At 33.1% G+C, this 15275-nt stretch carries 14 protein-coding genes and 1 pseudogene; 6 read left to right on the top strand and 9 right to left on the bottom strand.

From position 1 onward, the window contains the following. Nucleotides 1-141: 141 nt before the first annotated feature. Nucleotides 142-1194 carry a 2,3-butanediol dehydrogenase gene (locus tag FNL83_RS02395; RefSeq protein ID WP_002438246.1) on the top strand — a complete coding sequence of 351 codons (1053 nt, stop codon included), beginning with the start codon at nt 142-144 and terminating at the stop codon, nt 1192-1194. Nucleotides 1195-1344: 150 nt separating this feature from the next. Here the strand turns inward: FNL83_RS02395 and FNL83_RS02390 are convergent. Beyond that, nucleotides 1345-1599 (bottom strand): annotated as a pseudogene (locus FNL83_RS02390) (DUF1801 domain-containing protein); the annotation flags it as partial. Nucleotides 1600-1793: 194 nt separating this feature from the next. Here FNL83_RS02390 and FNL83_RS02385 point away from each other — a divergent pair. Together FNL83_RS02385 and FNL83_RS02380 are read left to right on the top strand one after the other, a co-directional pair. Next, nucleotides 1794-3473, top strand: a complete 1680-nt coding sequence (locus tag FNL83_RS02385) for an APC family permease (RefSeq protein WP_002438244.1) — start codon at nt 1794-1796, stop codon at nt 3471-3473. Between the two features lie 316 nt (nt 3474-3789). Beyond that, nucleotides 3790-5145: a carboxylesterase family protein gene (locus tag FNL83_RS02380; RefSeq protein WP_002438243.1), complete on the top strand. Its 1356-nt coding sequence runs from the start codon at nt 3790-3792 to the stop codon at nt 5143-5145. An 82-nt stretch (nt 5146-5227) separates the two neighbouring features. Here the strand turns inward: FNL83_RS02380 and FNL83_RS02375 are convergent, their stop codons facing one another. From FNL83_RS02375 to lnsB, 6 genes are all read right to left on the bottom strand, one after another. Beyond that, complete coding sequence (locus FNL83_RS02375; RefSeq protein ID WP_002456659.1) at nt 5228-6406, bottom strand: MFS transporter; 1179 nt, start codon at nt 6404-6406, stop codon at nt 5228-5230. A 138-nt stretch (nt 6407-6544) separates the two neighbouring features. Further along, nucleotides 6545-7321: an ABC transporter permease gene (locus FNL83_RS02370; RefSeq protein WP_002458165.1), complete on the bottom strand. Its 777-nt coding sequence runs from the start codon at nt 7319-7321 to the stop codon at nt 6545-6547. Beyond that, entirely contained in the window at nt 7314-7976 is a 663-nt protein-coding gene (locus tag FNL83_RS02365) for an ABC transporter ATP-binding protein (protein ID WP_001831406.1), read from the bottom strand. Before FNL83_RS02365 ends, FNL83_RS02370 begins: the two co-directional genes overlap by 8 nt. Before the next feature lie 111 nt (nt 7977-8087). Beyond that, nucleotides 8088-8840 (bottom strand): CPBP family intramembrane glutamic endopeptidase, encoded by a 753-nt coding sequence (locus FNL83_RS02360; protein ID WP_002469047.1) that lies wholly within the window; start codon nt 8838-8840, stop codon nt 8088-8090. A gap of 142 nt (nt 8841-8982) precedes the next feature. Continuing rightward, on the bottom strand, nt 8983-9753 hold the full coding sequence (locus FNL83_RS12020) for a CPBP family intramembrane glutamic endopeptidase (RefSeq protein ID WP_002468221.1): 771 nt from the start codon (nt 9751-9753) through the stop codon (nt 8983-8985). 28 nt (nt 9754-9781) lie between these two features. After that, nucleotides 9782-10564: a CPBP family lipoprotein N-acylation protein LnsB gene (gene lnsB, locus FNL83_RS02350; protein WP_018113891.1), complete on the bottom strand. Its 783-nt coding sequence runs from the start codon at nt 10562-10564 to the stop codon at nt 9782-9784. A 144-nt stretch (nt 10565-10708) separates the two neighbouring features. Here lnsB and FNL83_RS02345 point away from each other — a divergent pair, with 144 nt between their 5' ends. After that, nucleotides 10709-12286: an FMN-binding glutamate synthase family protein gene (locus FNL83_RS02345; protein ID WP_002438233.1), complete on the top strand. Its 1578-nt coding sequence runs from the start codon at nt 10709-10711 to the stop codon at nt 12284-12286. A 52-nt stretch (nt 12287-12338) separates the two neighbouring features. Here the strand turns inward: FNL83_RS02345 and FNL83_RS02340 are convergent, their stop codons facing one another. Beyond that, on the bottom strand, nt 12339-12806 hold the full coding sequence (locus tag FNL83_RS02340) for a YehR family lipoprotein (RefSeq protein WP_002438231.1): 468 nt from the start codon (nt 12804-12806) through the stop codon (nt 12339-12341). Between the two features lie 183 nt (nt 12807-12989). Between FNL83_RS02340 and FNL83_RS02335 the strand changes: the two genes are divergently transcribed. Together FNL83_RS02335 and FNL83_RS02330 are read left to right on the top strand one after the other, a co-directional pair. Then, complete coding sequence (locus tag FNL83_RS02335) at nt 12990-14066, top strand: M42 family metallopeptidase (protein WP_002456044.1); 1077 nt, start codon at nt 12990-12992, stop codon at nt 14064-14066. Between the two features lie 16 nt (nt 14067-14082). Then, nucleotides 14083-14271, top strand: a complete 189-nt coding sequence (locus tag FNL83_RS02330) for a hypothetical protein (protein WP_002438227.1) — start codon at nt 14083-14085, stop codon at nt 14269-14271. A gap of 161 nt (nt 14272-14432) precedes the next feature. On the opposite strand, the gene FNL83_RS02325 is transcribed toward FNL83_RS02330, so the two are convergent. After that, nucleotides 14433-15251, bottom strand: a complete 819-nt coding sequence (locus FNL83_RS02325; RefSeq protein ID WP_054828575.1) for an SDR family oxidoreductase — start codon at nt 15249-15251, stop codon at nt 14433-14435. Nucleotides 15252-15275 lie beyond the last annotated feature (24 nt).

The raw sequence follows: 15275 nt of genomic DNA, 5'->3' as shown, positions 1-15275 counted from the left end.
AAATATCACATTATATGTCAGTGTCCTCTTGAAAATAGAGCAGTTTAGTATTATGCTCAAAATGTAATAAGAATTATTACATCACATTAAAGACTGATATTCATATTTTACAGTCAAATTTATATTTAAGGGGTTTTTATTATGAAAGCAGCAGTATGGTATGGACAAAAGGATGTACGCGTTGAAGATCGCGAACCCAAAGCAATAAAAGACAATGAAGTGCAAGTTAAAGTCTCTTGGGCCGGTATCTGTGGTACTGATTTACATGAATATTTGGAAGGACCTATCTTTATTTCAACTGATCAACCGGACCCACTACTTGGTCAAACTGCACCTGTGACTTTAGGTCATGAATTTTCAGGTGTCGTAGAAAATGTTGGTAAAGACGTATCACGTTTTAAAAAAGGGGATCGTGTGGTAGTTAATCCAACAGTGTCTAAAAGAGAAAAGCCGGAAAATGTTGACTTGTATGATGGTTATTCATTTATAGGACTAGGTTCTGATGGTGCATTTGCCGAGTTTACTAATGCTCCTGAAACAAATGTTTATCATCTACCAGATAATGTTTCAGCACGAGAAGGTGCTCTTGTAGAACCAACAGCCGTTGCTGTCCAAGCAGTTAAAGAAGGCGAATTATTATTCGGTGATACTGTAGCAGTATTTGGCGCTGGGCCAATTGGTTTGTTAACTATTGTTGCAGCAAAAGCTGCTGGTGCAAGTAAAATATTTGTCTTTGACTTATCAGAAGAACGTTTAGCGAAAGCTAAAAGTGTCGGTGCGACTCACGTGTATAACTCAGGTAACGTCGATCCAGTACAAACGGTTTATGAACATACTGACAACGGTGTAGATGTGTCATTTGAAGTTGCTGGTGTAGGTATTACTTTACAACAATCTATTGAAGTAACACGTCCACGTGGTACTGCTGTCATCGTATCAATCTTCGGTCATCCCGTAGAATTCAATCCATTATTACAAATGAATAAAGGTGTCAAGTTAACAACTACAATTGCTTATACACCAACTACATTCCAACAAACAATAGATTTAATCGCTAACGGTAGCTTAAATGTTAAAGACGTCGTAACAGATCAAATTGAATTAGATAATATTGTTGAAAGTGGCTTCAATCAACTTGTAAACGATAAATCTCAAGCTAAAATTTTAGTCCGTTTAAATGGTGACCAAAAATAATTCTAAACAGAATATCGTTCATTTTATACGAAAGGTTGGGACATAATTCCTAGCAAAATAGCCAGTAAATGAGTTTTCATAAATTTATTTACTGGCTTCTTTATTTACAATACTTCGTATTGTTGGCTCGCTTTCTTAGGGGACAGCTTCAGCCTGTAGTCTTTCAGTTTGTTGAATCAATGTATGATACTTTTCTTCAAGTATTGCTCCTTTTTGAAAAAGCAACGCTACATAACCTTTAAATCCATGTATTAGCACAGCATTTTTATTGTTTATCGTATAACAAGGATGCATCCATTTATAATTTTCTTCAAGTTCAGTTTCATTAAAAATTAAATTTCTCAAAAATTTATAACAATCTTGCCATTGGCTTTCTTTAGCTAAAAATTGCTCAACTTGCTCATTTTTTGTTTATTCATTACTACACCTCTTTTAAATAAGCATTACCTTCTTATATTATATATTTGTTTTTTATTGATATTTAATTAAACAATATTAATTGTATTATTACAAAAATTTAGTTTGACTAATGTTTTAACTAGCGTATAATTATATCGTAATATTTTTGTTGATTATTCAACATATACAAAGGAGTATTTATGAAAAATAATAGCAAATCAAAAAGTAATAAGATAAGTCTTTCTCAACTCGTCCTCCTTGGTCTTGGTTCACTAATAGGATCAGGTTGGTTATTTGGAGCGTGGGAGGCATCTTCAATGGCCGGTCCAGCCGCCATTATTTCCTGGGTTATCGGTTTCTTAGTAATTGGAACGATTGCCTATAACTATATTGAAATAGGAACTATGTTCCCTCAATCAGGCGGTATGAGCAACTATGCACAGTATACTCACGGCTCATTACTTGGTTTTATTGCAGCATGGGCGAACTGGGTATCATTAGTAACAATTATTCCCATTGAAGCTGTGTCTGCTGTTCAATATATGAGTTCTTGGCCTTGGGATTGGGCTAAACCAATGGGATCTTTAATGAAAGATGGCTCAATCAGTACTTACGGTTTGATTGCTGTTTACATCATTATTGCAATCTTTTCATTATTAAACTATTGGTCAGTAAAGTTATTAACATCATTTACAAGTTTAATTTCTGTATTCAAATTAGGTGTCCCTATTTTAACCATAATTATGTTATTAGTTTCCGGTTTTGATACAGGTAATTATGGACACTCTATCGGTACATTTATGCCTTACGGAAGTGCACCTATTTTTGCTGCAACAACAACATCTGGAATTATCTTCTCATTTAATGCATTCCAGACAATTATTAACATGGGATCAGAGATTAAAAATCCAGAGAAAAACATCGCACGTGGGATTGTTATCTCACTTACATTAAGTGCTATATTATATATAGTTTTACAAAGTACGTTCATTACATCTATGCCAAGCTCAATGTTGCACGAGCATGGATGGAGCGGTATCAATTTCAATTCTCCATTTGCAGATATGGCAATTTTATTAGGTCTTAACTGGTTAGCAATATTACTTTATATGGAAGCAGTTGTGTCACCGTTTGGTACTGGGGTTTCTTTTGTTGCCGTTACTGGACGTGTGTTACGCGCTATGGAAGAAAATGGGCATATTCCTAAATTCTTAGGTAAAATTAATAAAAAGTATAATATCCCACGTGTTGCCATTGCATTTAATGCAATTATCAGCATGGTTATGGTGACATTGTTCCGTGACTGGGGTACACTAGCTGCGGTTATTTCTACTGCAACATTAGTTGCATATTTAACTGGTCCAACTACGGTTATTTCATTACGTAAAATGGCACCAAAAATGACTCGTCCATTCAAAGCTAATATTTTAAAATTTATGGCACCTTTATCCTTTGTTTTAGCATCATTAGCTATCTATTGGGCAATGTGGCCAACAACAGCAGAAGTTATTTTAATTATTATTTTAGGTTTACCTATTTATTTCTTCTATGAATATAAAATGAATTGGAAGAATACTAAAAAACAAATTGGCGGAAGCTTATGGATTATTATCTACCTTATTGTTCTCGCATTTTTATCATTTATTGGAAGTAAAGAGTTCAAAGGCTTAAATTGGATTCACTATCCATGGGATTTCTTAGTCATTGTAATCGTTGCTTTAATCTTCTATCAACTTGGTACAACAAGTTACTTTGAAAGTATTTATTTCAAACGTGCAAACAAGTTGAATAAGAAAATGGGCGATAAATTGCGTAAAACACGCAAAAAAGCGCGTCATAAAGATTGGAAAGAACGCGATCGACAAGAGCAAAATCAATAAGACGACAGCTTATAGAATATAAAATATTTATAATAAAAGCTTGGGACTATCATTATTGTCTCAAGCTTTTTAATATACCAGTAATTATGAATTAAACTCAAAAATTCATTTAATTCTATCTGATATCATTCGTTAAATATTCAGTTAAACACTTAATATCATTTTTATTTCGTTTGTAAAATTTAATTTTTTAACACATTGTTCAAGTCAATCATCAACAATTCTTTTCACTTTGTTACTTGCTCACATTTCATCTAAATATAATTTTTCATGTTATAGTTAAGCTACGACTTTATATGTAAAGGTGTGTTCAAACATGGTTCAAGTCAAGATAGGTAACTGTACCATCAATGGCATACACAAAAAGAATATTGATGTATTCTTAGGTATCCCGTATGCCAAATCGTTCAATAAGATATCTCGATTCCAACATTCAAAGCTTATGGAACTAAGCAAACCAATGATTGATGCAACTCATATTCAATCCATCCCACCACAACCCTACAATTCACTTGAAGACTTTTTTTCGATGACAGATTCATCGTTTAATTCTTTTAAACAAAATGATTATTGCCTGTTTTTAAATATTTGGAAACCATCATCCAATCAAAATCATTTACCTGTAGTGATTTACTTTTATGGTGGTAGTTTTCTTCAAGGACATGGCACAGCTGAACTATATTGTCCTGAACACATAGTAGAACAAGAAAATATAATAGTAGTTACTTTTAATTATCGCTTAGGTGCACTCGGCTACCTAGATTGGTCTTATTTTAATCAACATTTGAACTATAATAATGGGATTTCTGATCAAATTAACGTTTTAAGATGGGTACATCAATATATCGAACATTTTGGCGGTGATCCAAATAACGTGACACTAATGGGTCAATCTGCAGGTAGTATGAGTATCATGACATTAATGCAAATGCCCGAACTTGATGATTATTATCATAAAGTGATGTTACTAAGTGGAACGTTAACTACTGATACACCACTCAATGCACATACTAAAGTACAACATTTTTCACAACTCATGAGGCATTATTTTCCTAATAAAACACTTAAGACACTTAACAGTGATGACATTTTATATCTAATGGAGTCTCAAAAAATAGAGCGTGGAAGATCTCGTGGACTTGATTTGATTTATCAACCTATTAAAGATCATCATATGTCACGATCCATTAAAAAATTTCCCAAACCGACATTCATGAGTTATACACACGATGAAGGTGATATTTATATTGAAGACGCAACACGCACCTTACCTTCTGAACGTTTTATTCACTTGATGTCTCAATATGGTACACACGTCGAAAAAAATGATGCCCTCACAATGAAACAACAAAGAAATGTAATAACAGAGTATTGTTTTGTTCGTCCGATTTATCTATTTTTAAATCAAATGAATAGTTGCGACACTTGGCTAGCACGTTTTGATTGGCACCAACCCCATACCTCCTACTTTAAAAGTGCATATCATATATTGGATTTAGTATTTTGGTTTGGTCATCTCTCTATTTTGACTAAAAATCATTATTCTGTAACCCAACATGATATGAATTTAAGTCGTAACATGATATCTGACTTAGCTTATTTTGCCAGAAAAGGTAAGCTGCCATGGAAATGTTATGAACCTCAACATCAAGCGTTACATATCTATAAATAAAGACTGAAAAAGGCACTGATAGCATACACAAATCTAATATCATAAAGATACTTCTATGTGCTATCGTGCACACCTTTTCCAGTCATAAATTTTTAGCATAATGTCTATTTTTTAAAGTGAATACAATGATAAGACTAATTAAACCTATCAATGCACTAGTATAAGTAACATATTCCACTGATAAATGTGTCATAACGAGTCCACCTACGATTCCGCCAACGCCAATACCGGCATTGAGACTCGACATATTCCAACTCATCACTTGGCTTGTATCTCCTTCGACGTGTTCAATAATACCACTTTGAATAGCTGGATTTGTACTCCACTGCATTAAATTCCACATAAATAAGCCAACTAATAATAATCCTGTTCCTGGTAATAATAAGTTAAGAATTATCATCATTATTATAAATATTGAAATCGAAATTATTAACCAACGCTTACTAGTAAACTTATCAGATAAAACACCGCCTAATGAAGTACCAATCACACCTGCTACACCATTAACAAGTAGTGCTAAAGACACAAAAGACATTTCATGTCCATTTGATAAAATTAATGGATTAATAAACACGAAAGTTACAGAATTAGCAACCAGCACTAAAAATGTAATCATCAGATATTTAAAAACCTCACGAGGTCTTATGACGCTTGAGCCAGTTTGTGATTCAATACTAGATGAACGAGGTGTTTGATTTGGATGTGACAATTCATCTTCTTTTGGTAGATAAATTAACATTAAAACACCAACAAATACACTTACAATAATAATGAATAAAAATGTAAATCGCCATCCTACCCAGTCGCCAATCACTGTACCGATGGGAACACCAAAGACATTCGCCCCACTAAAACCTGTATAAACAATACCAATCATTTTACCTCTGTTTTTTGCTGATGTGAGCATCGCTGTGAGTGCTAAAACTTTCACAATAATGAGTGAAGCTGCGGCAGAAGATAAAATACGTCCTACAACTATTATTCCAAAATGAGGCGCAATGGCAATCATACCATTCCCGAAGATAAAGACAATTAACGTCCATAATAATACTGATCGCGAAGAAAACCGATGAGTCAACTTCACTAATAACGGACCACATATCGCAAAGGTAAGCGCGTACAACGTTACCAGTTGCCCAACCACCGCTTCAGAAACATGAAGATCTTGACTCATTAAATTCATAATACCTGCAACCATCATCTCAACCATACCTACGATGAAAACACTTAATATAAATGTTGTTGTGCGTGCGACAGTCATAACAACTAGATGCCCCTTTCAAAGTAATAACGTAACTATTGATTTTGACTAAAATAAAACAGCTACAAACTTATCATTGTTTATAACTGTTTTATTATATAATATTTAAAGCTGTACTGTGTAGGTTAACAACTATATTTAACTACTTTGTCTTGTGCGTTGCGTTCTAGCAATGAGTTGATGACGAGCATTAAAGAATTGACCGTAACTCATATACGTTGCAATGAGTGCAGACATAATCGTCGCTGTTGTATGAATAAACACGACAAGCAATTGAAATTTAATTGCTTGAAGTGGGTCAACGCCTCCGATAATCAATCCTGTCATCATACCTGGAATTGAAACTAGACCATATGTTTTTACAGAATCAATTGTAGGAACAATCGCTAAGCGTATACTTTCTCTAATAGATGATTTTGATGCGAGCTTAGGTGTCGCTGCTAACGTAAGTTTGGATTCAATATCAGAAACATCTTGAACAAATGCTCTTTCTAAATTCTGATAAGCGAGATTAATCGCGATTAAACCATTATTAGCTAACATACCTCCAATTGGAATCACTTCATTCGCTGTAAATTTAATTGCACCTGTAGCAACAGTTGCTGCCAATGGTAGCGCTGTTCCCACAAATATAGCCACAAATGATATCCAAAAAACATGATGCATGACAGGTGAAGCACGACTTATTGTATTCCAAGATGCATTGATAATAATGACTAACACACATAGCACTAATAACCATTTTTCATTAATTTCGAAAATATAATGTAATAAAAAGCCTAAAATCAATAGTTGTATGGTTGCTCTAATTGTAGCAATAACTAAATCTTTGATAATATGTAATCCTTCTTTATAAGAAATAAAGATAGGGATTAGTAATAAAAGTGCTGTCAGACAAAGTGCTGTATTACTCATTACCATTCAACTCCTCATCACTCGATATCTTACCGTCAGTAATTGTGATTCTACGCTTAAAATGACGCATACTTTGGTCATCACTATGCGTAATCCACAAAATGGCAATCCCTTTATCTGCTAGTTTAAATATAATTTCTTCAATTTTCTTTTTATTATGTGTATCTAAAGCGCTAGTAGCTTCGTCTAATAATAAAACTTCAGGTTCATACATGAGTTGTCTAGCGATGGTAATACGTTGTTGCTCTCCCCCAGACATGTGCTCAATTTGAGCATCTAACTGATAATTACCTAATCCTACTTGAGAGATGAGTTGTTTCGCTTTATCACGGTCAAAAGCTTCACTTCTAGCCTCAGCAGGAAATTTCATATTATCTTCAATTGTATAACCGATTAACTCACTTTGTTGCATTAAATAACTCACACGTGTTCTTATCTCTTCCGGCTTATAATTAAAGTAAGATTGATCATTCAAATATAAATCTCCACTCGTGGGACTAATTAAATGATTCAATTGTTTGAGTAAAGTACTCTTACCGCTTCCAGAAGGTCCTACAATAGCAATCGTGTCTCCTTTATTAATATTCAAATTAATATCATCTAAAATCGTACGATTATCAACCTTGTATGTAAGATGTTCAACCTTAAGTAGCAATTTAAACACATCCTTATATCGACATTACTAAACTCTATTCCCTATTTTGACTATTTTAATATTATTAAATTTAAGTTTGTACCTGTTAAATTATTGTACTCAATCACTCACTTATATTATAGATGTATACATACTTATAAATGCAACCACACTTAAAATCATATGCACTAGTATAGCAACTGCTAAATTTCTACCACTAAAATGATATGCGCTTACTAATCCTATAGCTATAATTAAGTAGGGCCCTATTTCAAAAGGCGACTTTGCTTGCGTGCAGTGAAGATAAGCAAAAATAATTACAGATACAATGTTCATTAATCCATATGTCAATTTTTTCCCTAATTCATGGATTAATAAATGTCTCATTAGTAACTCTTCAATGAAAGGTGTGAGTATTGTAATATCTAAAAACAAAAACGGTAACATCCATTTATGAGTAAACATCTTATTAATTTCCATTTGATTTACAGTTTCATCATACTGAAATTTTTCTGGTAATGAATATATTACATTATCGTAGATATCACTCATTAAAAAAATAAAACTTAAACAAATCACTATAAGAGCTACATGTTTTTTTAATTCCTTAATCCTTGCAATTGCTATAGGTATAATAGATTTTCTATGCATTAAATAGAATGATAAAAGAATAATTATTTCCCCGACTAATGTTGTTAAAGAGGTTATATCTAAAAAAAGTATATCCGTCTCGTTTTTAGTTAAATTGAAACCCACAAATGATAAAATTTTAATGAGGGTATGCCCCATAAGTAAAGGGATGAATATATAAAATATGTAATATAATGGAACAAGCAAAAAGTCTTTTTTAATTATTTTTCTTGTTGTGAACGTGTTATCCTTCATTAAATACTCCTTTAATTCATCAATGACATAACTAATTTTTCTATGTTAATAATTTTTATCTGAAATAGTTTATTTGCGGTTGTTAGGTTCTAATACGAAGTAATAGTTTACTTAAACGCAATCGTATAAGTAGCAGTACTGTTTAAAATGCTATTAAATTTGTAATCATATGCAAAGCAATGGGTACTGCTAAATTACGGTGGCTAAAATGGTAACCTATAACAAATACGACTGCTGCAATAAAGTAAGGTCCTGCTTCAAATGGTGAAACTGCATCAGTACAATGAAAATATGTAAATCCCACTATTGACACAATATACATCAAACCATAAGTTAATTTTTTACCTAGTTCATGAATGATTAAATGACGAAATAAAAGTTCTTCAATGATTGGTGTAAAAATAACAATATCTATAAATAGTATGGGTGTTATCCACGTATGTGTAAATAACTCTTCAATTCCTTCTTCATTAACTGTCTCATAATATTGATATTGTTCAGGTAAAAAATCAATTGAATATTCCCAAAGACTTGTAAAAACCTCTGTGCTTAACGCACAAATAATAAGTAATGGTATATATTTTTTTAATTCTTTAATTTTAGTCATTGCAGTCGTTATCATCGTTCTTTTATGCAATAAATAAAAAATAAGAATAACAATTGCCTCTCCGACAAATGCATATACAGTACTTGCATCATTATAAAAGCTATTTAAATAATCTTCAGATAAATAACCATTAACTATAGCTAATATCCACGTTGTAATATTAGCGAACAAATCAGGTAAAATAAAAATTGCCAAAACATATAGAGGAACAAGCAAAAAATCCCTTTTGACTATTTTCTTTAATTTAAATTTTTCCTCAACGGTAGTTTGAGTTTGACAATAACAATGTTGTACTTCCTTTGACATAATAAACTCCTATTCCAAACTTTTCTTCTTAAAAGTTGGTATACTTACATAAAATTTCTATAAAAAGGATACATTGCAAAATCACTTGAAATATATAAGCGACAATTAAATTATCCCGCGATTTAATATATAGTATTGTAGCTGCTGAAGCAATAACGATATATGGAAAAATTTCAAAAATCGATGCCATGTCGTAAACATGTACGATCGTTTCAATAAGAATAGACAAACCAATTACAAATTGTCTATTCCATACTTTTCCTAATTCATGGATGATGAGATATCTATAAATGATTTGTTCTACCATTGGACGTAAGAATACCATGGATATAAAAGTAACTAACAACACATATGGTGATTTAAATAGCCCTAGCGTACGTTGTTCGTATTGCGTGAGATGATAACTTAAATGATTAGGTAATGATGTTCCAATCACCCGAATTATAAGTAATAATAAATATACGACAATCGCAACTATTACAATTTTAATTATTTTATTCTTTGCAATTATCCATTGTTGCTTCATCACATCATTTATTACAGATTGATGCATTTTATAAAAGATAATTAATATTAGACCTTGAGCAATCACAAAACTTAAACTTAATGAAAAATGATACAACCATTGTGGTGGTGCCTGTTGTGTTATCATGGCAGTGATCCCTAATGAGCCGAAAACAACAATGATTGGTATGATACTTTGTAATAAAATATAAGTTGGTATTAATATAAAATTTCTTTTTAAAACTGTCCTACTGTCTGATAAATGATGCGGTCGACCTTGTTTCTCTGAAGATTGTTTAATATCCATATTGTCCCTCTTCTCGCATAAAACATTTATTTTCATCTTAATATAGCCGTACAATAATTTTAATGTTTTTCTATTAGACTTTCATTGTAAAACGCATACATTGTTGTATCATAATATTGAAAACGTTTTTAGGGGGTATTGTTTATGTCAGTTTTAACTGTCATGCAATTCATAGTCAATATTATCATCATGATTGTGTTATTAACGATTATGATTCTTGGGGTTATTTGGTTATTTAAAGATAAAGGTCAAAATCAACACAGTGTACTAAGAAATTTTCCTGTTTTGGGTCGAATCCGTTATATTTCTGAAAAAATCGGTCCCGAATTAAGACAATATTTCTTCGCTAACGATAATGAAGGAAAACCTTTTTCACGAAGTGATTATAAAAACATCGTTTTAGCTGGAAAATATAAATCAAGAATGACCAGTTTTGGTACAGGGAAAGATTACTTAGAGGGATTTTATATTCAAAATACGATGTTCCCACTTCAAGCAACTGAATTACATATCGATCATACTGAATTCATTTCTACATTCTTATATCATATTGAGAATGAGCGCCTATTTAGTAGAGAAGAATACAGAAAAAGCGCTCAGGTTGATCCGTTTTTCTTAACTGATGAACATGCAGTAGTATTGGGCTCTAACCTTAAGCATCCCTTTAAAATCAAACGCTTAGTTGGTCAATCTGGGATGAGTTATGGCGCTTTAGGTAAAAATGCAATTACTGCACTGTCAATGGGGTTAGCTAAAGCTGGTACATGGATGAATACAGGTGAAGGTGGATTATCTGAATATCATTTGAAAGGTAATGGTGACATCATCTATCAAATTGGTCCAGGACTCTTTGGAGTAAGAGATCATGATGGCAATTTTAATAGAGACATGTTTATCAATCTTGCCGAACACAATAATGTACGCGCATTTGAAATTAAGTTAGCTCAAGGTGCTAAAACACGTGGTGGGCATATGGAGGGAAACAAAGTCACAGAAGAGATTGCACGCATTAGAAATGTGAAACCATATGAAACTATTAATTCACCTAATCGTTTTGATTTTATTAAAAATCCAACAGATTTACTGAATTTCGTTAATCATTTACAATCGATAGGTCAAAAACCTGTCGGCTTCAAAATTGTTGTCAGTAAAGTTGAAGAAATAGAGGCGTTAGTTAAAACAATGGTAGAGATAGACACCTATCCAAGCTTTATTACTGTTGATGGTGGTGAAGGTGGTACAGGCGCTACCTTCCAAGAGCTTGAAGATGGTGTTGGTTTACCGTTATTTACAGCACTTCCTATCGTTTCAAGTATGTTAGAAAAGTATGGCATAAGAAACAAGGTTAAAATTTTTGCGTCCGGTAAATTAGTGACTCCAGATAAAATCGCTATTGCATTAGGATTAGGTGCGGATCTCGTCAATATTGCTAGAGGTATGATGATAAGTGTAGGTTGCATCATGAGCCAACAATGTCATTTAAATACATGTCCAGTTGGAGTAGCAACAACCGATCCTAAAAAGGAAAAGGGACTTATTGTTGATGAAAAACAATACCGTGTTACAAATTATGTTACAAGTTTGCATGAAGGTTTATTTAACATCGCTGCAGCTGTAGGCGTTCATAGTCCAACGGAGATTACTTCCGACCATATTATCTATAGACAATTAGATGGCACTACAACGTCCATTCAGGATTATAAACTTAAATTAATTTCTTAAATCACAACATCGAAAAGGAGCGAGACAAAATGCTGTCTCACTCCTTTTCAATTTAATTATCTTCATTCATTTTACTTTTATCTTTTAAACCATTACGTTTAAGTTGTTTGACAACCCTATCCATACTAACATGGTCACCCTTTTTTGCATCGGATGATATGAAACCTAAATTTTTCTTAAGCTGATCTATATCGGCATCTTTATAATCAATATCGATATGTTCGATGGCCTTTCGCTCTTTATAATCTGTTTTATATGTAACCCCGTCTATCCCTTTGAATGCTTGTTCATCATTTTTAAACATTTGTTTAGCTTCATCTTTACCGATGCCTAAATCATCATATTTAACTGTTGCTATAGTAGATTGTTTGAGAACTTCATCATCTTTGTATGTCAAAGATGTAATCACTTGCTTTCCGTTTACTTCGCCTTCATAAGTTTTTGTGCGTTCTTTCCCACATGCCGAAAGAGATACAGCACTTATAACTAATACTACTAAAAGCGATATGACTTTTTTCATAGTAGTCGCCTTCTCTCATCTTTAATCATGTTAATTATATCATCTTTAATTTGAATATGTTACTTATATGAAGATAAATATCTTTTTATTTCGAAAATTTAAACATCTATAAACATGGTATTCAGAATTTCACTATTTAGAATGTTATACTAATCTTAAAGACTTATTAATGGAGGAATGACTATGCCAGAATCTAAAGCGTTACTTAAATCTTTAACAGATGTTAATGGTATTTCTGGACATGAAATGCAAGTTAAATCTTTAATGAAAGATTATTTAACACCTGTGAGCGATGATATCGTTGAAGACCAATTAGGTGGTATTTTTGGTAAAAAGAATGCTACTCATGGAACTAAATCTTTAATGATTTCTGGCCATTTAGATGAAATTGGCTTTATCGTTACACAAATTGATGAACAAGGATACATTTATTTCACGCCAATTGGTGGATGGTGGAATCAAGTCATGTTATCTCAAAAAGTGACGATTACTACTGAAAGTGGCAAAGAGATACGTGGAATTATTGGTTCTAAACCTCCACACGCCCTCTCGCCGGAAGAACGCAAAAAACCAGTTGATATTAAAAATATGTACATCGATATTGGTGTGCGTAATAAAGAAGAAGCGAAAGAAGCGGGAATCGAATTAGGTAATATGATTACACCTTATAGTGAATTTGAATCTTTAGCGAATGATAAATACTTAACTGCTAAAGCTTTTGATAATCGCTATGGATGTGCACTCGCTGTTGAAGTACTTCAACAACTAAAAGATGAAAACATAGACATCAATTTATATGCCGGTGCAACTGTACAAGAAGAAGTAGGTTTACGTGGTGCTAAAGTTGCAGCAAATTTGATTAAACCTGATTTAGCAATCGCGGTGGACGTCGGGGTTGCATACGATGTTCCAGGTATGACGAGTGAAAAAAATGAAGGTAAGTTGGGCGATGGTCCATTAGCAATATTAATGGATGCTACTAGTATCGCTCACGATGGTTTGCGCAAACATATTAAAGACGTTGCTGAGCATCATAATATTCCAGTACAGTGGGCAACAACACCTGGTGGTGGTACAGATGCAGGTAGCATTCATGTAGCCAATGAAGGTATCCCAACGATTACAATCGGCGTACCATTAAGATATATGCACTCTAATGTATCTGTGCTCAACATTGATGATTATACAAATTCAGTGCGCTTAATTACTGAGATTGTTCGCTCATTAAATGATGACAGATATCAAGCACTTATGTGGTAAATGAAGGAGGCGTATCATGTTTTCTTCTAGTAATAAAGCTAAAAAGACTATATTTGGAGCTATGACTTGTTCAAAATGTGGTAAGACACTCAATAATGATGAAAACATTACCATCAAAATCAATACTAAAGAATTAAAAGGTTATACTCACTTATCAAGTTGGGCTGATGCACAGTATAAATTGTGTGAAAACTGCTCAGAATAATCATTACTAGAGCACAAATAATTTAAGTTAACATCATACTAGAATTTACTGCCAAATCTCAATAACAAAAATTATATTTATTTCATTGATTACCCGACAATATATTAAAACATGCCTGAGACAAGAAGTGATGTCTTAGGCATGCTTTATTTTCTATAATTTTATTTAGTAGAGTTTTTCCAACTTTCATCACTTAACATTTCTCCAGGCCATGTATAAGCCATCACGCCACCATCAATACGAATAGTTTCACCAGTTATAAATGAACTATCATCGGAAGCTAAAAAGGCTACAAGTTTGCCGACTTCTTCCGGTGTTCCTAGTCGACCTAATGGTGTTACCCATTTTTGATTTTCTCGGAATGTTTGTCCGGCTTCTTCATCTGATGTACCTGCTAAATTATCAACAAGTGGTGTTTCGATTGTTCCAGGTGCTATGGCATTAGCACGAATATTTTCACGTCCGTATTCTATAGCGATAGATTTTGTGAAATTAATGACACCGCCCTTTGCAGCATTATACCCTGAACGGTATAAATCGGCAGCTTGTCCAGAGAATGAAGCTGTATTAATAATAGAACCACCTTGTTTCATCATTAAAGGTAATAAAAATTTAGTTACTAAAAACGTTCCTCTCATATCAACAGCCATAATTTTATCAAACACTTCAACTGGATACTCATGAATACGTCCGGCGCCATTATCTACACCCGCATTATTAAAAATAACATCTACATGTCCAAATTCTTGTGCTATTTTTTCTGAGAATTGTTTGACTTGTTTATCATCTGAAATGTCTACGCGATATGCAGTTGCTTTCCCACCATTATCATTAATAGACTGCACAGTTTCTTCTAATTGATCTGATATATCAAGCGCTAACACATGTGCTCCTTCTTTTGCTAACGCCACGGCTGATGCTTGTCCAATACCAGTACTCGCACCAGTAATCACTGCGATTTTGTTTTCTAAACGTTCCATCCAAACTCACTCTCCTATCACTTG

This window comes from Staphylococcus epidermidis, assembly GCF_006742205.1.
Taxonomy (GTDB): domain Bacteria; phylum Bacillota; class Bacilli; order Staphylococcales; family Staphylococcaceae; genus Staphylococcus; species Staphylococcus epidermidis.
The sequence above is the reverse complement of the archived record's forward strand: the minus strand, read 5'-3'. Positions and strand labels throughout refer to the sequence as shown.